At 68.5% G+C, this 18465-nt stretch carries 20 protein-coding genes; 11 read left to right on the top strand and 9 right to left on the bottom strand.

The window, feature by feature from the left end; genetic code table 11:
* Positions 1-215: 215 nt before the first annotated feature.
* Both crgA and WA670_RS04310 read left to right on the top strand, forming a co-directional pair.
* Positions 216-482 (top strand): cell division protein CrgA, encoded by a 267-nt coding sequence (crgA, locus tag WA670_RS04315; RefSeq protein WP_037809181.1) that lies wholly within the window; start codon positions 216-218, stop codon positions 480-482.
* Positions 483-567: 85 nt separating this feature from the next.
* On the top strand, positions 568-996 hold the full coding sequence (locus WA670_RS04310; protein WP_336156966.1) for a PH domain-containing protein: 429 nt from the start codon (positions 568-570) through the stop codon (positions 994-996).
* Here WA670_RS04310 and WA670_RS04305 read toward each other — a convergent pair.
* Positions 982-1944, bottom strand: a complete 963-nt coding sequence (locus WA670_RS04305; protein WP_336156965.1) for a rhomboid family intramembrane serine protease — start codon at positions 1942-1944, stop codon at positions 982-984. The genes WA670_RS04310 and WA670_RS04305 overlap by 15 nt on opposite strands.
* 43 nt (positions 1945-1987) lie before the next feature.
* On the bottom strand, positions 1988-2512 hold the full coding sequence (locus tag WA670_RS04300; protein ID WP_009085526.1) for a peptidylprolyl isomerase: 525 nt from the start codon (positions 2510-2512) through the stop codon (positions 1988-1990).
* 206 nt (positions 2513-2718) lie between these two features.
* Here WA670_RS04300 and WA670_RS04295 point away from each other — a divergent pair, with 206 nt between their 5' ends.
* Positions 2719-3360 (top strand): hypothetical protein, encoded by a 642-nt coding sequence (locus WA670_RS04295; RefSeq protein WP_205673064.1) that lies wholly within the window; start codon positions 2719-2721, stop codon positions 3358-3360.
* A gap of 64 nt (positions 3361-3424) precedes the next feature.
* On the opposite strand, the gene WA670_RS04290 is transcribed toward WA670_RS04295, so the two are convergent.
* Both WA670_RS04290 and WA670_RS04285 read right to left on the bottom strand, forming a co-directional pair.
* Positions 3425-3877: a DUF6918 family protein gene (locus tag WA670_RS04290; RefSeq protein WP_134728034.1), complete on the bottom strand. Its 453-nt coding sequence runs from the start codon at positions 3875-3877 to the stop codon at positions 3425-3427.
* Between the two features lie 141 nt (positions 3878-4018).
* Complete coding sequence (locus WA670_RS04285; RefSeq protein ID WP_199817341.1) at positions 4019-4546, bottom strand: DUF2020 domain-containing protein; 528 nt, start codon at positions 4544-4546, stop codon at positions 4019-4021.
* Between the two features lie 95 nt (positions 4547-4641).
* Here WA670_RS04285 and WA670_RS04280 point away from each other — a divergent pair, with 95 nt between their 5' ends.
* Together WA670_RS04280 and WA670_RS04275 are read left to right on the top strand one after the other, a co-directional pair.
* Positions 4642-5313, top strand: coding sequence for a hypothetical protein (locus WA670_RS04280; RefSeq protein ID WP_037809458.1), 672 nt, complete (start codon positions 4642-4644; stop codon positions 5311-5313).
* 1 nt (position 5314) lies between these two features.
* Positions 5315-5953 carry a pyridoxine/pyridoxamine 5'-phosphate oxidase gene (locus WA670_RS04275; RefSeq protein WP_037809175.1) on the top strand — a complete coding sequence of 213 codons (639 nt, stop codon included), beginning with the start codon at positions 5315-5317 and terminating at the stop codon, positions 5951-5953.
* On the opposite strand, the gene WA670_RS04270 is transcribed toward WA670_RS04275, so the two are convergent.
* Positions 5950-6834: a hypothetical protein gene (locus WA670_RS04270; RefSeq protein ID WP_167754017.1), complete on the bottom strand. Its 885-nt coding sequence runs from the start codon at positions 6832-6834 to the stop codon at positions 5950-5952. The two genes, WA670_RS04275 and WA670_RS04270, sit on opposite strands and share 4 nt — an antisense overlap.
* A gap of 107 nt (positions 6835-6941) precedes the next feature.
* Between WA670_RS04270 and WA670_RS04265 the strand changes: the two genes are divergently transcribed.
* Genes WA670_RS04265 through WA670_RS04255 form a run of 3 tightly spaced genes read left to right on the top strand, consistent with a single transcriptional unit; the run spans position 6942 to position 10227 of the window.
* On the top strand, positions 6942-7385 hold the full coding sequence (locus tag WA670_RS04265) for a helix-turn-helix transcriptional regulator (protein WP_009085513.1): 444 nt from the start codon (positions 6942-6944) through the stop codon (positions 7383-7385).
* A 10-nt stretch (positions 7386-7395) separates the two neighbouring features.
* Positions 7396-7806, top strand: coding sequence for a VOC family protein (locus WA670_RS04260; RefSeq protein ID WP_037809456.1), 411 nt, complete (start codon positions 7396-7398; stop codon positions 7804-7806).
* 42 nt (positions 7807-7848) lie between these two features.
* A complete protein-coding gene (locus WA670_RS04255; protein WP_238603691.1) occupies positions 7849-10227 on the top strand; it encodes an ATP-binding cassette domain-containing protein in 2379 nt (792 codons plus the stop codon).
* On the opposite strand, the gene WA670_RS04250 is transcribed toward WA670_RS04255, so the two are convergent.
* Positions 10224-11633 (bottom strand): amidase, encoded by a 1410-nt coding sequence (locus WA670_RS04250; RefSeq protein ID WP_336156964.1) that lies wholly within the window; start codon positions 11631-11633, stop codon positions 10224-10226. The two genes, WA670_RS04255 and WA670_RS04250, sit on opposite strands and share 4 nt — an antisense overlap.
* A 97-nt stretch (positions 11634-11730) precedes the next feature.
* On the opposite strand from WA670_RS04250, the gene WA670_RS04245 reads away from it, so the two are divergent.
* Together WA670_RS04245 and WA670_RS04240 are read left to right on the top strand one after the other, a co-directional pair.
* Positions 11731-12549, top strand: a complete 819-nt coding sequence (locus tag WA670_RS04245) for an AraC family transcriptional regulator (RefSeq protein WP_336156963.1) — start codon at positions 11731-11733, stop codon at positions 12547-12549.
* A 21-nt stretch (positions 12550-12570) separates the two neighbouring features.
* The gene (locus WA670_RS04240; RefSeq protein ID WP_336156962.1) at positions 12571-13770 is read left to right on the top strand and encodes a glycosyltransferase 87 family protein; all 1200 of its coding nucleotides are present in this window, start codon (positions 12571-12573) and stop codon (positions 13768-13770) included.
* Here WA670_RS04240 and WA670_RS04235 read toward each other — a convergent pair.
* Positions 13752-15815: a HelD family protein gene (locus tag WA670_RS04235; protein ID WP_336156961.1), complete on the bottom strand. Its 2064-nt coding sequence runs from the start codon at positions 15813-15815 to the stop codon at positions 13752-13754. The two genes, WA670_RS04240 and WA670_RS04235, sit on opposite strands and share 19 nt — an antisense overlap.
* A gap of 64 nt (positions 15816-15879) precedes the next feature.
* On the opposite strand from WA670_RS04235, the gene WA670_RS04230 reads away from it, so the two are divergent.
* Positions 15880-16503 carry a TetR/AcrR family transcriptional regulator gene (locus WA670_RS04230; protein WP_037809166.1) on the top strand — a complete coding sequence of 208 codons (624 nt, stop codon included), beginning with the start codon at positions 15880-15882 and terminating at the stop codon, positions 16501-16503.
* Between the two features lie 70 nt (positions 16504-16573).
* On the opposite strand, the gene WA670_RS04225 is transcribed toward WA670_RS04230, so the two are convergent.
* The gene (locus WA670_RS04225) at positions 16574-17221 is read right to left on the bottom strand and encodes a hypothetical protein (RefSeq protein WP_336156960.1); all 648 of its coding nucleotides are present in this window, start codon (positions 17219-17221) and stop codon (positions 16574-16576) included.
* Between the two features lie 105 nt (positions 17222-17326).
* The gene (locus WA670_RS04220; RefSeq protein ID WP_336156959.1) at positions 17327-18421 is read right to left on the bottom strand and encodes an alpha/beta hydrolase family protein; all 1095 of its coding nucleotides are present in this window, start codon (positions 18419-18421) and stop codon (positions 17327-17329) included.
* Positions 18422-18465: the final 44 nt, after the last annotated feature.

Here is an 18465-nt window from a genome sequence, read left to right as displayed (position 1 = left end):
GCGTCACGCAAGCTCCTCCCGCGCCCGGCCGGAGGCCTCCTCGGCACTCCAGGTGGCGCTATTGTCACAGTCTGAGAAACCCGACCGCTCCCGCCCGGTGCTGCGGAGCCGTCCTTTACGTTAACGTGTGCACGTGGCGCTGGTTGCGCACCCCGACAGCGGGACCTCGTCCAGGATGCCGCCACCAGGAATGCCCGAGAGCACGCGAGGAAACGATGCCGAAGTCGAAGGTCCGCAAGAAGACCGCGTACACCCCGCCTGTCGACCGCCGCACCCCGGTGAAGGTCCAGGCCGCGGGACCGTCGAACCTGTTCTACAAGATCGTCATGTTCGGCCTCATGCTCCTCGGGCTGGTGTGGCTGGTCGTGAACTACATCGCCGGCGACAAAGTTTCGTTCCTCAGCGAGCTCGGAAACTGGAATTTCGCCATCGGATTCGCCGCGATGATCGCCGGCCTCCTGATGACGATGCGGTGGCGCTGACCATCCGCCGGATCAGCTTTGCTCCGGTCGGCCGATTGACACCGAATCACACCGGTGTGACTCATCCCCAGTGTGGATAACCCCTGTGGATAACCACCCGACCTCCTGGGCCCCGCGCCGAAACCTCGTGGTAGTGGCGTGGGGCCTGACCGCATTGCTGCTGGTCGGAACCGTCGCGGACGCGTTCTTCGGCGACGGCAAGGGCGCGGTGCTCACCGGCCTCGCGACCCTGGCCGTCGGCGCGTTCGCGGGCCACTGGACGCTCGTGCGGCCGCGCCTGGCCGCCGACGAGCACGGTCTTCAGACCCGCACGCTCTCCGGCACGCACCGGCTCCCGTGGACCGGCACGACGGTCCGGCTGCGCAGCACCCGCCGCCTCGGCCACGACGGGGTGACGCTCGAACTGGAGCGCGACGAGCAGTTGTTCATCTTCGGGCAGACGGACCTCGGCGAGGATCCTCGCGACGTGCTGGACGTGCTTACCGAACTGCGGGCCCGCTCAACTGGAGCGTGACGGCTGGCAGCCGTAATCGGTCCTGCCCTGGAACTGGTGGAAATCGCACGACACCGTGGGGATCTGCGTGGCTCGCCAGCTGATCAGCCCGACAAGCGCGACCACGACGATGACTGTGCCGATCGCCTGCCACCGGGCCAGGTTCTTGGCCGGTGCGTACAGCATCGCGGCCGTCACCAGTGCCCCGGTGACGAGCCCGCCCGCGTGCGCGTAAATCGATATGCCGGGGATGGCGAAGGTGACGTAGGCGTTGATCACCAGGTTGATCAGCAGCGCGGAAGGGTTCAGCCGGAGCTTCAGCACAATGACCGCGTAGCTGCCGAGCAGTCCGAAGATCGCCCCGGACGCGCCCGCGGTGGCGCCGTCGATGTCCTGGAAGAGCAGGACCGCGGTCGATGCGCCGAGCATCGACACGAAGTAGAGCGCGAGGTACCGGATCTTGCCGAAGACCTGCTCCAGCGCCCGGCCCATCATCCACAGCGAGAACGCGTTCGCCGCGATGTGAATCGGCCCGTAGTGCAGGAAGCCCGAGGTGAAGATCCGCCACAGCTCACCGCCGCCGAGCGTGGCCGAGGGCCAGAGGACGCCAGCCTGCTCGACGGACGCGACTTGGTTGTTGAACAGGCTCTTCGCCTGGACAACGGTGATCAGGAAGACCACCACGTTCACCGCGATCAGAGTCGCCGTGACGGTGTAAGAGTTCGACAGCCGGGCCCCGGCGATCGTGCGGGAGCCCATTCCGGCGTCGCGGTACTGCCGGTGCTGCTGTTTCTGCTGTTGCGCGCCGGACTGGACGCAGTCCGTGCACTGGAACCCCACCGGGGCTTCGCGCAGGCAGTCCGGGCAGGCCGGACGTCCGCAGCGGGCACAGCTGAGGCCGGTCGGGCGGTTCGGATGCCACCAGCAACCGGGAAGAGAGGGCGCGGACGGGTTCGGCGGTTGGCTCACGATGACTCCAACCTACCGAAACCCCATCCCTGCCTGCGGCGCGTCAGTCTTCGACGGTGATCTTCTCGATGACCACATCGGACAGCGGGCGGTCCGCCGGTCCGGTCGCGGTCGTCGCGATGGCGTCGACGACGTTGCGGGATTCCTGGTCCGCGACCTCGCCGAAGATCGTGTGCCGGAAGTTCAGGTGCGAGGTCGGTGCGACGGTGATGAAGAACTGCGAGCCGTTGGTGCCCGGCCCGGCGTTCGCCATGGCCAGCAGGTACGGCTTGGAGAACTGCAGCTCGGGGTGGAACTCGTCGCCGAACTTGTAGCCGGGGCCGCCGCGGCCGGTGCCCGTCGGGTCACCGCCCTGGATCATGAAGCCGTCGATGACGCGGTGGAAGATCGAGCCGTCGTAGAACGGACCGGAGTTGCCGCCCTTCGCGTTCGGCTGGGTGTACTCCTTGGAGCCGGTGGCCAGCCCCACGAAGTTCGCCACGGTCTTCGGCGCGTGGTCGGGCAGCAGGTTCACGTGGATGTCACCCTGGTTGGTGTGCAGGGTGGCCTTGCGGGCGCTTTCAGTCACGCCGCCATCGTGCCACCCCTTCGCACAAATGGGGGGTTCAGGGGGCGTCCCCGGCCCGTCGCGCTGGACACCGGCCCAGGAAGAAGGCACTTTCCCGAGGTTTCCGCGAGGCCCGCAGCGGGAAGCCGCAGCGGTGTCGGCGGAAAAAGGGCAGGATAGATGTCAAGCAACAGATCTGTTTCACAACGATTGATGAGGTGAAGACCATGACCCGGGCCGTGGAATCGGTCGGTGAGTCGGCCAAGTCCGGCTCGGCGGACCTGCGGAAGCTGGTCGTCGAGGCGGGCAAGGCGGGCGCGAAGGCCGCCGAGGCCGGCGCGGAGGAGCTGGGGAAGCGGAGCCGCCGCGCCCGGCGCAAGCTGGCGAAGAAGACGGAGCTGACCCGCAAGGAGCTGAAGAAGAGCTCCGCCGCGGCGCGCAAGGAAGCGCTCGCCCGCATCGCCGAGATGAAGAAGCCGGGCCGCAAGGCCAAGAAGGCCGCGATCAAGGCCGCCGCGTCGGCGGGCGAGTCGAAGCGCCGCGGCAAGAAGGACTTCAAGGCGGCGAAGAAGGAGTTCCGCGCCGCTCTGGAGGAGGCGAAGAGCGCGGCCAAGGGCACCCGCAAGCGTCGCCGCTGGCCGTGGATCCTCGGTCTCGGCGCGGTCGCGGTCGGCACCGCCGTCGCGCTGAAGTCGCAGCAGCAGGAGCCGCCGGTCGCCCCGGCGCCGCCGAAGGCCACCCCGCCTGCTCCCCCGGCTCCGCCCGCGAAGCCGGCCGCCGAGGCCAAGGACGCGAAAGACGCCAAGCCGGGCGAGCCGAAGACGAACGGCAAGGCGCCGAGCCCGTCGGCTGCCGAGAAGAAGAACTGAACGCGCGAAAAGGGCCCCGGGAAGTGCGTCCCGGGGCCCTTTTTCGTGTTGTCGCTCAGTCGGTTCAGACCGCGGCGGCGTGCTTGTCGATCAGCTGGCCGAGACGCGGCAGCGCCTCCTCGACGTTCTTCTTGCCGTTCGGGCGCAGCTTCGAGTAGACCTTCTTGATGCTGTCGCGGCTGCTGCGCTCGGCGCGGGCGTCGGTGACCCCGAGCAGCGCGTCCGACGCCTCGTCCGAACGGCTGGTCAGGTAGGCGCCGAAGTCGTTGCCGCCCTGGGCGCGGAAGTCGCTGTAGAACGGCTCGAGGGCGGCGGAGAAGTCGTCCAGGAGGCTGTCGATCGCGGACGGGATGATGCCCGGCTTGATCTTCTTCACGGCGGCGAAGCCGGTCTTCACGACCGCGCCGGAGACCCCGCCCTTGTCGGCGACCTCGGCGTCCACGAGCTCCGCGAAGTCGGCGACCACGGTGGGGCGACGGCTCGAGTCAAGCAGGATTTCCTTGAGGGTGTCAGCCACGAATCTGTCCTTGTCGTCGAAAAGGGGTAACCAAAGTATTCGGTGCCGGACGGGCACCCGCCGCGCGAGTGTTGGGGGAACCGCGCGTGCTGCTTAGAGTAATACAAGATCAACTTCACTCACCCGTGCGGAGCCCGTTACTCAGAGCTTCAGGGCAGCGATAGCCTTTTTCGCCACTGTGCGTGCTTTGATGCTCTGCTTCTGGTTGCTCGTCACGATGACGGCGGCCTCGCCCTTGGCGACGGCGTAGACCACTCCGTCCCCGGCCGGCTGGTAGCCGCCCTTCCACCCCGCGGGCTCCGAAGCCGGGTTCGACGTGTCGACCGGCGCGGCCTTGTTGACCAGCGCGGTCGCGACGTCGCTCTTGCCCACGTACACCCGCACGGTCAGCTGGAGGCTGCCGTCCGGACGGTAGAAAAAGCACGTCGGATGCGGCTCGTCGTCGGACACGCTCACCTTGGTGACGTGCTGACCGTTCGCGTCCTGCACTGTCTCGTTGGACAGGTACGGACACTCCGCGGTGCGCGCGGGCTGCGGATCCGGCGGCAGCGCCGCGGAGGCCGAAGCGGAACTCGCCGGCGCCGAAGACGGAGTCTCCTTCGCCGGGCTCGACGGGTTGCAGCCGGCGAGCAGGACCAGGGCTGGGGCGAGAACGAGAAGTCGGCGCATGGCGGGCACAGTCAACCATGCCCGGTGAAGTCCGCGCGAAGGCGGCGCGTGCGACGATGACGTCGGATTCCGCTCAGCCCGGGGAGGTCGCGGACGTGCTCACGCCCGAGCAGTACCTGCAGGTGGTCGCCGAACGCGTGGTGCGCAGCGGCGGCAGGCTCAACACCGTCCAGATCGGACCGGTGACGTGCGCGGTCGGCCTGTTCGCCGAGTCGATCATGCTGTCCACGATGAACTATTGCGTGGTCGCCGGGGCCTATCCGGAGATCGACGCGGCGACGCTGCAGCAGTTCACCGGCATGGCGACGCAGCACGCCCGCGCCAACGTGCAGGGCACGATCGGCTGGACCGCCGCGTCGGTGGTGATCTGCGGGCTCGTCGGCCGCGTGCACCCGGACGCCGCGCAGCTGGCGAGCGCGAAGACGAGCAACCAGTTCGGCGGCGAAACCCGGATGGTCGCGGTGGATCCGCAGGCGGGCGCGACCTACGCGTTCACCGGCGGGAAGCTCTGGGGCGCGGCGATGCACGGCGCGATCAGGGCCAAGCTGACGTTCTGTTTCCCGCAGCCGGGCGAGGCTCTCCAGCAGGTGCAATGGCAGCAGCAACAGGCCGCCTACGGTCAGCCCCCGCAACCGGGTCCCGGCGGATTCCCGGGGCAGATCCCGTCCGGGCCGATGCCGCAGACCGGTCCCCCGCCCGCCGCCGGACCGGCCGGGCCGCAGCCGCCGCACTACCCGCCGCCGGGGCAACCGCCGTACGGTCGGTGACATGGTTTCGTTGCGCGGCTGGCAGTCGTTTCCCGAACAGCTCCCGGAATTCGACCCGGACCACACCCCGGAAACGCCCGAGGAGCTGTTCCTCGCCTGGCTGACCGAGGCGGGCGAGCACGTGCTGGCCCCGCACGCCGTCACTCTGTCCACAGTGGACGCCGACGGGGCTCCGGACGCTCGCGTAGTGATCCTGAAGAACGTCGACGCGGACGGCTGGGCGGTCGCGACGAGTTCGGAAAGCCCGAAGGGCCAGCAGCTGGCGGCGAATCCGCGCGCGGCGCTGACGTTCTTCTGGCCTGGCCGCGGACGCCAGGTCCGGGTGCGCGGCTTGGTGGTGCCGGCCGCGCCCGAGGTGTCCGCCGACGACTTCCTCGCTCGGCCGCCCGCGTCGCGGGCCGAGGCGTACGTCGGGCATCAGTCGGAGGTGCTTTCCGATCCGGCGAAGCTCGTCGAAGCGGCCGCGGCGGCTGCGGATTGGGTAGCGGAGAACCCGGATGTGGCACCGGAAACGTGGACGCGCTACCTGATCCAGCCGGAATCGGTGGAGTTCTGGCAGGCCTCGCACGACCGGCAGCACCTCCGGGTCCGCTACCGCCGCGAACCCGCGGGCTGGGTCCGCGAACGCCTCTGGCCCTAGAGCCGCGAGTTGGCGCGCAGCTTGGCGATCGCGCCGACGGTGGCGTAACCGCGCCATTCCAGCGCGGCCGCCGGGGAGAAGCTGGCGAAGTCGACCGTCCAGCCGCCGTCGGGCTGCTGGCCCTGTTCCAACCGGGTCAGATCCGCTTCGACCGCCTCCGCGGTGAACAGCCGCCGGGACGGGCCGGGCACCGGGCTGAAGTCCAGCGGACGCAGCACCTCGCCTTCGGAACCGCCCTGCACCGGGACGATTCCGCTCTCCGGCAAGAACTTCCCCAGCTTCGTCAGGAGTTCATCGGCTTCCGGATACCTGCCGTGCACGGCGTCGAGCAGGTGGATCGCGAAGCTCAACTCGATGACGTGCGGCATCTCCTCGAGCTCCCGGATCGCCCGCAGGCACGTCTCGGTCGCCCGCGCGAGCCACGGATGCGCCGCGACCGACGGGTCGTGTTCGGCGACCCGCCACGCCGCGGACGTGACGAACGCGGTGCTCTGCAAGGAGAACACCGTCGGATCGGCTCCGGTCCAAAAGGGAGCGCACGCGGCCGGGTCCGCGACCGGGAACGCGAACGGCAGCCCGCCGTCGGTGAACGACACCGATTCCAGCCAGTCGCACAACTGCACCGCGTGCGGCGTAGTCGCCGGGGCGATGTCGGCGAACACCTCGAACGCGTGCAGCGCGCCGCCCGGCTGGCTTTCCGGCGCGCGCAGGTCCGGTTCCAGGCCCCAGCCGTACCCGCCGTCCGGATTCCGGTAGGCGGCGACCGCCGCGAGCACCTCCTCGGCCCGTCCGTTTCCGTTCAGCAGCTCGAACCGCCGCTGGTCCAGCACCCTGCCGTGCCCGGCGAGGAACGGGGCGACGGCCTCCAAGTTCACAGTCACCCGGAAACCGTCGCACGAGTCCGGCGCGAGGGTCTTGAACGAATCGGCCACCAGCCCGAAAGAGCGGATTGCTGGGGCTCGGGCGATCGCCGTGGCACGATTCGGAAGTGACCAGCAAACCGGACGACGCGCAGCGATTGGCCGATCTCGCACGGTTGCGCCGGGTGCGCGACCGGATCGACCGCGAGTACGCGCGTCCCCTGGACGTCGAGGCGCTCGCGCGGAGCGTCAACGTGTCCGCCGGGCACCTGAGCCGGCAGTTCCGCGCCGCTTACGGAGAGTCGCCGTATTCGTATCTGATGACCCGCCGCATCGAGCGCGCGATGGCGTTGCTCCGGCGCGGCGACCTGAGCGTCACCGAGGTGTGTTTCGAGGTCGGGTTCTCGTCGCTGGGGACGTTCAGCACGCGCTTCACCGAGCTGGTCGGAAAGCCGCCGAGCGTGTACCGCCAGGAGGAGACCGGGGCGACCGAGGGCATGGCGCCGTGCGTCGCCAAACAGGTCACGCGACCGATCAGGAATCGAGAAGCACCCCGTTCGGCGCGAACCTAGTGTGATCGGCATGGACATGACGATTCACGCGAGCTTCCTCCCGCACACCGATCCGGAAGCGACGCTGACCTTCTACCGCGACGTCCTCGGCTTCGAGGTGCGCAACAACGTCAAATACGGCGACATGGCCTGGATTACCGTCGGCCCGCCCGGACAGCCGGACACCTCGCTCGTGCTGCAGCCGGTCGCCGCGTTCCCCGGCCTCACCGACGACGAACGCCGGATGATCACCGAAATGATGGCCAAGGGCACCTACGCCGCGCTGAACCTGGCCACGAAGGACGTCGACGCGACCTTCAACCGGTTGCAGGCCAGCGACGCCGAGGTCGTGCAGGAGCCCACCGACCAGCCCTACGGCGTCCGGGACTGCTCGTTCCGCGACCCGGCCGGGAACCTCATCCGCATCCAGCAAGCGAGCTGAAGCAGTCCGAGCCGGACCGCCGGGAAAGAAACTGGGAGAGAGATGACCAAGGCCAAGGGGAAGACCACGCCGGGGCACGCCGCGGACAGCCATGACCTGATCCGCGTGCAGGGCGCCCGCGTGAACAACCTCAAGGACGTCAGCGTCGAACTCCCGAAGCGCCGGCTGACGGTGTTCACCGGGGTGTCCGGCTCGGGCAAGAGCTCGCTGGTGTTCAGCACGATCGCGGCCGAATCGCAGCGGCTGATCAACGAGACCTACAGCAGTTTCGTGCAGGGTTTCATGCCGACGCTGGCCCGTCCCGAGGTCGACGTGCTCGACGGGCTGACCACCGCGATCATCGTCGACCAGCAGCGGATGGGGGCCGATCCGCGCTCGACGGTCGGCACCGCCACCGACGCCAACGCGATGCTGCGGATCCTGTTCAGCAGGCTCGGCACCCCGCACATCGGGTCGTCGCAGGCGTTCTCGTTCAACGTCGCCTCGATCAGCGGCGCGGGCGCGGTCACCGTGCGGCGCGCCGGTAAGGAGATCAAGGAGCGGCGCAGCTTCAGCGTCACCGGCGGCATGTGCCCGCGCTGCGAGGGCCGCGGTTCGATCAACGACATCGACCTCTCCCAGCTGTACGACGACTCGAAGTCGCTCGCCGAGGGCGCGCTGACCATCCCCGGCTACACCCCGGGCGGCTGGAACTACCGGCTCTACACCGGGTCCGGCCTGGTCGACCCGGACAAGCCGATCCGCAAGTACACGAAGCGCGAACTGCAGGACTTCCTGTACAAGGAACCGACGCGGATGAAGATCGAAGGCATCAACATGACCTACGAGGGTCTGGTGCTGCGGATCCAGAAGTCGTATCTGTCCAAGGACGTCGAGGCGATGCAGCCGCACATCCGCGCGTTCGTGGACCGCGCGGTCACCTTCGCGACGTGCCCGGAATGCGACGGGACGCGGCTGAGCGAGCTGGCGCGGTCGTCCAAGATCGACGGGATGAGCATCGCCGACGTATGCGCGATGCAGATCAGCGACCTCGCCGACTGGGTCGGGAAGCTGTCCGACCCGTCGGTCGCGCCGCTGCTGAAATCGCTGCACGAGACGCTCGAATCGTTCGTGGAGATCGGTCTCGGCTACCTGTCGCTGGACCGGCCGGCGGGCACGTTGTCCGGCGGCGAGGCACAGCGGGTGAAGATGGTCCGGCACCTCGGCTCGTCGCTCACCGACGTCACGTATGTCTTCGACGAGCCCACCATCGGCCTGCACCCGCACGACATCCAGCGGATGAACGACCTGCTGCTCCGCTTGCGGGACAAGGGAAACACCGTCCTCGTGGTGGAGCACAAGCCGGAGGCGATCGCGATCGCCGACCACGTGGTCGACCTCGGCCCGGGCGCGGGCACGAACGGCGGCACGGTGTGTTTCGAGGGCACTGTGGACGGTCTGCGCGCGAGCAAGACGTTGACCGGCAAGCATTTGGACGACCGTGCCTCGCTCAAGCCGTCGGTGCGGGAGCGCACGGGCGTGCTGGAAATCCGCGGCGCGAACACGCATAACCTGCAGGACGTGGACGTCGACATCCCGCTCGGCGTCCTGTGTGTGATCACCGGCGTGGCCGGATCGGGTAAGAGCTCGCTGATCCACGGGTCCATTCGAGAATCCGACGACGTCGTGTCGGTGGACCAGGCCCCGATCCGCGGTTCGCGGCGGAGCAACCCGGCGACCTACACCGGGCTGCTCGAACCGATCCGCAAGGCCTTCGCCAAGGCCAACAACGTGAAGCCCGCGCTGTTCAGCGCCAACTCCGAAGGCGCGTGCCCGAACTGCAACGGCAACGGCGTCATCTACACCGACCTCGGGATGATGGCCGGGGTGGCCACCACCTGCGAGGTCTGCGAGGGCAAGCGGTTCGACGCCTCAGTGCTGGAGTACCGCTTCGGCGGACGGGACATCAGCGAGGTGCTCGCGATGTCGGTCGCCCAGGCCACCGCGTTCTTCGCCGACGGCGACGCGAAAACCCCCGCCGCGCACCGGATTCTCGAGCGGATGGAACAGGTCGGACTCGGCTACCTGACCCTCGGCCAGCCGCTGACCACGCTGTCCGGCGGCGAGCGGCAGCGGCTGAAGCTGGCCACGCACATGGGATCGAACGGCGGCGTGTACATCCTCGACGAGCCGACCACCGGCCTGCACCTCGCCGACGTGGAACAGCTGCTCGGGCTGCTGGACCACCTGGTCGAATCGGGCAAGTCGGTGATCGTCATCGAGCACCACCAGGCCGTGATGGCGCACGCCGACTGGATCATCGACCTCGGCCCCGGCGCCGGGCACGACGGCGGCCAGGTGGTCTTCGAGGGGACGCCCGCCGAGCTGGTGAAGAAGAAGCGGACGCTGACCGGGAAGCACCTGGCCGCCTACGTGGGCTAGTCGAGCGGCGGCCGCCGGTCAGCCCAGGGCAGCGCCTGTTCCAGGGTGCGGGAGACCTGCAGCAGCAGGTCTTCCCGCCAGGGCGCGGCGACCAGCTGGACGCCGACCGGCAGGCCGCTGGCCTCGTCGTGGTGCAGCGGGAGGGAGATCGCGGGCTGGCCGGTCACGTTGAACAGCGACGTGAACACGCCCATCGGGTACGCGGCCACCACCGGATTTCCGCTCGCTCGCCACGCGCCGACCTTCGGCGGGAGGCACGCCATGGTCGGCGTGACCAGCAGATCGAAGCTGCCGACGAAGGCTTCGACAATGCGGCGGGAGAACACCTGGGTCTGGTGCACGCTCTCCGCGTAAGTCCAGGAATCGACCGACTTCGCGGCTTCGCGCTGTGCCCGGTTGTGCGGCTCGATGCGGTCCGGGTCGATTACCGGGACGCCTGCGCTGGCGACGTTCCAGACCTTCAGGAATGTCGCCAGCAGTTCCTCGGACGTCGGCAGCGGAAGTGGCTTGTCGACAACCTGGTGTCCGGCTTCCTCCAGCGCGCGAAGGGTTTTGTCGACCGCGGTCAGGCAGGCCGGGTCGACCTCGATGCCGTCGATCAGCGAGGTGGTGAGGACACCGATCCGCAGGCGAGTCGGGGGTTCGGTGTTCAGCGCGTCGGCGAGCGACTGGGTGGGCGTCGGCTGCGACCACCACGCGCCCGGGTCGTGCCTCGTGAGGACGTCCAACACGGCCGCGGTGTCGGCAAGCGTCCGGCTGACGACGCCGCTGGTCGCGAAGCCCTCGACCTCCACCACGGCGTTCGTGACCAGGCCGCGGGTCGGCTTCAACCCGACGAGACCGGTGCACGACGCCGGGATGCGGATCGACCCGCCGCCGTCCTCCGCGTGCGCGACCGGGGCCATTCCGGCGATGACCGCGACCCCCGCGCCGCTCGACGAACCGCCGGGCGTGCGGTCCGGGTCCCACGGGTTGCGCGAGATGCCCTGCGCCTCGCTCTCGGTGAAGGGCACCGCGCCGAATTCCGACGTCGTGGTCTTGCCGAGCGGGAGGAAACCCGCGTCGGTGAACCGCTGCACGATCGGATCCGACTTGGGCTGCGTGGCACGGTCGGTGGCCAGCGAACCGTAAGTGGTCGGCCAGCCTTGGACGTTGACGAGGTCCTTGATCGGCAGCGGAACCCCGTGGAACGGCGGCAGTTCTTCCGGCGCGCACCGCACTACCGCGTCGGCGGCGGCTTTCGCGGCGGCGCGGACCTCGTCGTCGGCGCGGAAGCAGAAGGCGTTGAACTTCGGATCCAGCTCGGCGATGCGGTCGAGGTAGCACTCGGCGACCTCGACCGGGCTCACCTCCTTCGCGCGGATGGCGGCGGCGACTTCGACGGCGGAGCTGAACGGATTGATCATCACGGATCCCCTTTCCGGTACCCGTTCAGCCTGGTCGGGGCGATGGTGGCCGGTCTTGGAGAAATGTCGCGCGGGCGAATTTACGTACGATGGCGGCATGCGACCAGCCGAGTGGGCTCGCGACGGACCAGCGGTGTGGGGCATCGCCGTGCCGTCCCGGCCGCTCCGGCTGCCCGGGGTGCGGATGGCCGGATTCGTCGGCGACACCGTCGACCAGGTGGACCTGACAGTGGTCCCGTACCCGGCCGTCACGCTGTTTCTCAACCTGCGCGAAAAGCTGCTCGTCAACGACGTGGCACGCGGCAGCGTCGTCGCCGGACTCGTGCCGCACGGGATGCGCGTGCGCGGCCAGGGCATCGAATGCGTGCAGATCCGGCTGTCGCCCGAGGTCGCACACGCGGTGCTCGGGACGGAGTTGAGCGGCGAGGTCGTGTCGCTCGAGGACGTCTGGCCCACCGAACTGCCCGGCCGGCTGCGCGCGCTCGACTCCTGGAACGACCGGTTTGCCCTGGTAGAAGCAGCTTTGGGCAGGCGATACGAGGCCGGTCGCACGGTCGATCCGGAAGTCGCCTTCGCCTGGCGGCGGATGGACGCGCACCACGGTCAGGTGCGGATCGAGCAGCTGGCCGACGAGACTGGATGGAGCCGGAAACGCCTGTGGTCGCGGTTCCGGAGCCAGCTCGGGCTCAGCCCGAAACGCGCCGCGCAGCTGGTCAGGTTCGACCACGCGGTGCACCGGCTCGCCGCTGGCGAAAGTCCCGCTTTGGTGGCGGCGGAGAGCGGCTACGTCGACCAGTCGCACCTGCACCACGAGGTCAAAGCCTTCGCCGGGATCACCCCCTCCGCCGCCGCGAACGCGCCGTGGCTCGCGGTCGACGAGGTCGCCTGGTCTCGCCCCCACTGCGCGAACGGGTGATCGCACCGGCATGATCGCGGAGTGACTTCCATCCGGCCCCCCGCTGTCGCGCTGCGCCGGTGGCTAGACGACGCCGGCACCCGTCGTCCGGCGGTGTTCCTGCTGGTCCTCGCCTCGGTGGCGGTGGCAGTGACGATTCTGTGGCTCGTCTGCACGATGTGGCCGCTCGACCTGGAGATCTACCGCTCCGGCGCGCGGGCGCTCGCCCAGGGCGAGGACGTCTACGGTCCGCTCCCGCCGACCCGCGCCGGGCTGATCCTGCCGTTCATCTACCCGCCGTTCGCGGCCGTCGTGTTCCTGGTGTTCGCCGCGATGCCGTTGCCGCTGGGCGCGATGCTGATGCTCGCCGTCTCGCTGGCGTGCTTGTGCGGGACGGTCTACGTCGTGGTCCGGCCGCATGCCGAGCGGCGGACCGCCATGCTGGCGGCGCTCGTGATCGGCGCTGGTTCGCTGGCGTTCGAACCGGTCCGCGAGACGTTGTGGTTCGGGCAGATCAACCTCCTGCTGATGGCCCTCGTGGTGATCGACTGCCTCGGCCCCCGGACCCGGCTGCCCCGCGGCGTCCTGCTGGGCCTCGCCGCCGCCATGAAGATCACCCCGGCCGGATTCCTGCTGTTCTTCCTGCTGAAAAGGGACTTCCGGGCGGCACTGACCACAGTGATCACCTTCGTGCTCGCCGGCGTGGCCGGGTTCGTGATCGCGCCGGAAGCGTCGATGAAGTACTGGTTCGGCGGCGGATTGACCGGCGCGTCCGGGATGAGCGGATCGATTTTCGCGACAAACCAGACCATCCAGGGCGCGGTGCACCGGTTCGGGCTCGCCGAAACGCCGACGCTGATCCTGGTCGCGGTGCTGACCCTGGCCGCGCTCGCGCTGACCGTTCCCGCGATGCTGCGCGCCGACCCGTCGATGGCGTTCCTGCTCAACGCGGCGGCGATTCTGGTGTGTTCGCCGATTTCGTGGTCGCACCACTGGGTGTGGATCGTGCCCGCGATCGTGCTGTTCGCCGCTCGCGCGCACACCCGGACCGCGGTCGCCGGTTTGGCTGCCGTGGCGGCGATTTTCGTGATCGCCCCGCATGCGTGGCTGCCGAAGAACGGGTACCTGGAGCTGTCCTGGGGACCGGTCGAGCACGTGATCGGCAACAGCTACTTGCTGCTGGCGCTGGGTTTCCTGAGCTGGCAGTGCTACTCGACGCGCCGTCAGACCGCCGCGGTCTGAGCCAGCAACGGCTCCGGCAACGGGTCCGCGTGGAGTACGTGCAAGGTGCTGACCGCGCGGGTGAGCGCGACGTACAACCGTTGCAGCCCACGCTCTTCCGCCGCCACGATGCGCGCCGGTTCGACCACCAGGACCGTGTCGTACTCCAGCCCCTTCGCCAAACTCACCGGTGCCAGCGTAATCCGGGCTGTCCCCTCGGTACCCAGCACCGTGTGGTCCAGCCCGCGCTCGGTGAGGACGCGGTGCAATTCCGGGATGTCCACGTCCGCGGCCAGCAGCCCGATCGACCCTTCCTGCTGCAGGGCCGTCTCGCAAGCATCGGCCGCAGCGGCGATCGTCTCGTCGGTTTCGGTCAGGTGCAAGGCATCCGCGGAATGCCGGAACGACGTGGGACTCCGCAGCTCCGGTGCGATGTGCGGGAGCAGCCGGGCAGCGAAGTCGAGGACATCCGCCGGAACGCGGTAGCCGTGCGTGAGTTCTTCGATCCGCCCTCCCGGCCGGTCAAGATGGGTCAGCACGGTCGTCCAATCGCGGACCGCGGACGGACTGGTCGCCTGCGCGACGTCGCCGAGAACCGTGCACGCACCGGCCAGCCTGCGCGCGATCGCCCGCAGATGCATCGGGCTGAGGTCCTGCGCCTCGTCGACCACGACGTGCCCGAGCTTCGCCGGCCGCTCGATCAGCGCCGCGACCTCGTCCAGCAACGCGAGATCGAGCGTCGACCAGGTCATCGCCTTGCGACTGCGCGGACGCGGACGGATGAGCGCTTCCTGTTCCTCAGCACTAAGGATTCCGTCGGCCGCTTCGGCGAGAAGTGCGTTATCGGTAAGCAAGTCATAGACCAGCCGCGCGGGCTCGACGGCAGGCCACATGTCGCGGACCGCCTTGTTGATCGCGGCATTGCGGCGAAGCTGATGGAGGGTCGCGCTCGTACCGCCGGACCGCTCCATCTCGCGCAGGACCCGATGGGCGAGCCGCTGGGCCAGCAATTCGCGCCCCGCGCTGTAATCCGCGCCGCGGCTGAGGATTTCCGTGAGCTCCTCGGCGATGTCCTCCGGATACAACCGCCAGGTCCGGTGCTGGTACTTCACCTCGAGCGTCCGGTCGACCGGCCGGATCCGCGCCCACACGTGCCGCCGGACGACCTCCGCCATCCGGACGTCGCCCTTGATGCGCGCCGTCCGCGGATCGTCGACGTAGTCCGCGGGCTGGCCCGCCCCGGTCAGTTCGTCAATCGTGGCTTGGGAAACCGCCACCTCGCCGAGCGCCGGAAGCACACCCGCGATGTAAGCGAGAAACGACCGGTTCGGCCCGATCACCGCGACCCCGCCGGCCTTCTGCAGCCGCACTCGCTCGGTGTAGAGCAGGTACGCCAGCCGATGCAGCCCCACCGCGGTTTTGCCGGTCCCCGGTGCGCCCTGGATGCAGATCGTCCGGTCGACCGGCGCGCGAACGAGCCGCATCTGGTCCGGCTGGATCGTCGCGACGATGTCGCGCATCGGCCCCTGCCGAGGCCGCTCGATCTCCGCGGTGAGCAGCCGATTCTCCGCCGACCCCGGCCGATCGAGCGGCTCGTCCTCGTACGCGCTGAGCACTCCGGCCTGGTCGAACCCGTAGCGCCGCCGGACCCGCACGCCCATCGGATGATCGTGATCGGCTTCGTAAAACGCCCTCGCGAGCGGCGCCCGCCAATCGATCACCAGAGGTTCGCCGTCGTCGTCACGAATCCCTCTGCGGCCCAGGTAAACGAGGTCATGCTCGGGCGACCGGGTATGCGACCCGCGGGCCGCCTCGTAGACCTCGCCCGGCGGATAGTCGAGGCGGCCGAAGAAGAGCGGCGCGTCGTCGATATCCGCTAGCTCCTCGGCGATCTCGATGCGAAACTGCCTGAGGACGTGGTTGAAGTACTTGTCGTCGACCGCGTCGCCCTCGCCCATTCCCGTCGCGATCGCGGTCTTGATCTCCGCCCGCATGCGGTCCAACTCGGCGTGACAGGCCTGGAGAAACTCGCGCTCTACCCGGATCTCTGGTTCCAGTATCTTCACTGGGTTAAATATACAACCGAGTCAAGTTTTTATCCTGGTTCGAGTTCCGGTTAGGCTGGCGGCCGTGTCAGGACTGCGCGAGCTCAAACGCCGCCGCACGAGGGAAGCCATCGCCTCGGCGGCCCTGCGCCTGTTCCGCGAATCCGGCTTCGACGGGGTGTCGGTGGCCGACATCGCCGCCGAAGCCGAGATCTCGAAGCCGACGCTGTTCGCGTACTTCCCGACGAAGGAAGACCTGGTCATCCACCAGTTCGTCGACGAAAACGGCCCCGCGGAGATCGTCCGCGCGCGGCCGCCTGAGGTGTCGGCGCTGTCCGCGCTGGAACGTTCTTTCCTGGACCGCCTGGCCGCCCGCGACCCGCTGACCGGCCTGAACGACTCGCCGGACGCGATCACGTGCCACACGCTGCTGTACTCAACGCCTGCGCTGCTGGCGCGGCTTGCCACGTACCTGTTGGAGAAGGAACAGGAACTGGTGGAGGAACTGCGCGCGTCGTGTGGGGTTCCGGACGAGTTCACCGCACGGTTGGTGGCTGCGCAGATCTTCGGGGCGCAGCGGATCTTGGGGTTCCACAACGCCCGGGAAATCCGCGGTGGGCGAAGCGCTGATGAGACCTATCCGGATGCTGTTGCCCGAGCGGAGGCGGCGTATCGGATGTTGCGGGAGGGGCTGGCTTCGGTGCTGTGACTCAGTCCGGGGGCCGCGCGAAAGGGCCAGACCTCGCAAGGCCTGGCCCACTCCCGCAGCTCGCGCTCGCTCAGTTCTGATCCGGGCTGTCGACCGGCACGCCCTGGTACCCAGTCCCCTGGTCCTGCGCGTTCGGCGGGTCCACCGGAACCCTGTGGTACCCAGTCCCCTGGTCCTGGTCGGCGGGCGGGTCGATCGGCACCCCGTTGTACCCGGTGCCCTGTTCCTGCGGGTCCGGAGTGTTCTCATCCTTCGGCGGCGTGGTGTGCAGCTTGAAACCGTCCTTCGCGCAGCGGATCTCGTGCGTGCCCTCCGCACCGGTGTCGGTCAGGCACTGCCAGCCTCGGACAGTCAGCATGTAGTTGGACCCGACGGCTTTGTCGATATTGTCGAAGTATTCGGTGATGACATTGAACGCTTCGACGCAACCAACGGTACCTGCCTTGGTTTCGTCCGCGATCAAATCAACCTTGCGCGGTCCGACCGGCCCCCCGAGGGTGCTGCAATTAACGTCCTCCGCACTGGCCCCGCCACCACCGCTGCCGCCCTTTTTCACCGGCGTTTCCGGCTGCTGCACCTGGCTTTTCGCCGCGACGTTGACCTGGGCGGATTGGTTGCTCGCCGGGGCTGCCGAATTCTGGCCAGAGCATGCGGAAAGCAGTGCGACCGCACCGAGAGCCGCTCCGACGGTGGCCAATTTGACAGTCTTCCTGAGCATTTCCATTCTCCCCTGACCAGCTCTTGGCTTTCCCTTTGCCTATAGAGACGCACACCGCTGGAGGGGGTTGCGAAGAAATTCCGCGGACTTCCCCGGGAAAGCCCCTCAGCCCCAAAACCGCACTTCGGGGTACCGCGGCGACGGCCCGTCCAGCAGCCGCTGGGGCGTCCCGCGCAGGTGCTCGTCCAGGAACGCGGTCAGGTACGCCTCGCTGACCCGGATCGCCCGCAGCGGATCGATCTTCAGTCCCGGCACCGGCACCCCGGCCTGCTGGCAGAGCAGCAGCTGATCAGTGAACATGCTGTGTTCCCCGTCGTTAACGGTGATCCACCGTTTCCATCCGGTCATCTCGCGCCACGCCGAATCCCACGACGGATCAACCGTCCCGCCCGGCTCGTGCACCGGCGCTCCGAACTGCAGAAACGGCCGATCCAGCCCGGTCACCGGGAGGTAGTACATGCCGTCCAGCATCGCGCCGGCGCGGATCCGCCGGTCGGCCAGCATCGCCGGCGCCGTGCTGGCTCCCCCGATCGAATGCCCGACCATCGCGATCCGCCGCGCGTCGATCAGCCGCCCGCCGCCCCACACCGGATTCCGGCCCACGAGCCGATCGAGTACGAACGACACATCCGCCGCCCGGGCTTGGACAAGTTTCACCCAGTCCTTCGCAACGCATGCCACGCATTCCGTCGTATGCCCGTCCGGGAAGGTGATCGCCGTCGACTCGTAGTTGTGCCCGATCCCCGCCACGACGTACCCGCGGCTGGCCAACTCCTCCGCCAACGACGACAACGTCGCGCGCGGCAACGTGAACCCAGGCGACAGCACCACCAACGGCATCCGCCGGAACTGCGGCAGAGCGTCCACAGTGGAGTGTGTCCGCACCTTCGTCAGCGCGTCCTCCGGAACTGACTTATCGCCCAGCTCCTTCACCATCAGCTCCGACTCTCGCTGAGTGAGGTACTGCGTGGGCCGCCATCCGGGATATTGCGCCGGATACCACAGCGTCACCATCATTTCCCGCCGCTGCGAAGGAACCCACGGATCCGCGCGGGAAGTGTCGGTGAAGTGAAAGGCAGTAGTCCCGACCGGGCTGACCCCGCCAGGCCGCGGCAACGCCAATCTCGGTGCCGCCTGCGCTGTCCCCGCCCCGACCACGGCGAGCATCGCCGCGACGATCGCAATTACGCGTAGTCTCATGACTCCAGCTTGGAGCCGCGCGACCCCCGGCAGCATCGGTGATG

It is taken from the genome of Amycolatopsis sp. VC5-11 (genome assembly GCF_037034185.1).
Lineage (GTDB): Bacteria > Actinomycetota > Actinomycetes > Mycobacteriales > Pseudonocardiaceae > Amycolatopsis > Amycolatopsis nivea.
The sequence above is the reverse complement of the archived record's forward strand: the minus strand, read 5'-3'. Positions and strand labels throughout refer to the sequence as shown.

Coding starts and splice junctions, on each gene's coding strand:
- crgA (WP_037809181.1), top strand. CDS start 216: ATGCCGAAGTCGAAGGTCCGCAAGAAGACCGCGTACACCCCGCCTGTC.
- WA670_RS04295 (WP_205673064.1), top strand. CDS start 2,719: ATGACCCGGGCCGTGGAATCGGTCGGTGAGTCGGCCAAGTCCGGCTCG.
- WA670_RS04285 (WP_199817341.1), bottom strand. CDS start 4,546: ATGCGCCGACTTCTCGTTCTCGCCCCAGCCCTGGTCCTGCTCGCCGGC.
- WA670_RS04275 (WP_037809175.1), top strand. CDS start 5,315: ATGGTTTCGTTGCGCGGCTGGCAGTCGTTTCCCGAACAGCTCCCGGAA.
- WA670_RS04260 (WP_037809456.1), top strand. CDS start 7,396: ATGGACATGACGATTCACGCGAGCTTCCTCCCGCACACCGATCCGGAA.
- WA670_RS04255 (WP_238603691.1), top strand. CDS start 7,849: ATGACCAAGGCCAAGGGGAAGACCACGCCGGGGCACGCCGCGGACAGC.
- WA670_RS04250 (WP_336156964.1), bottom strand. CDS start 11,633: ATGATCAATCCGTTCAGCTCCGCCGTCGAAGTCGCCGCCGCCATCCGC.
- WA670_RS04245 (WP_336156963.1), top strand. CDS start 11,731: ATGCGACCAGCCGAGTGGGCTCGCGACGGACCAGCGGTGTGGGGCATC.
- WA670_RS04225 (WP_336156960.1), bottom strand. CDS start 17,221: ATGCTCAGGAAGACTGTCAAATTGGCCACCGTCGGAGCGGCTCTCGGT.
- WA670_RS04220 (WP_336156959.1), bottom strand. CDS start 18,421: ATGAGACTACGCGTAATTGCGATCGTCGCGGCGATGCTCGCCGTGGTC.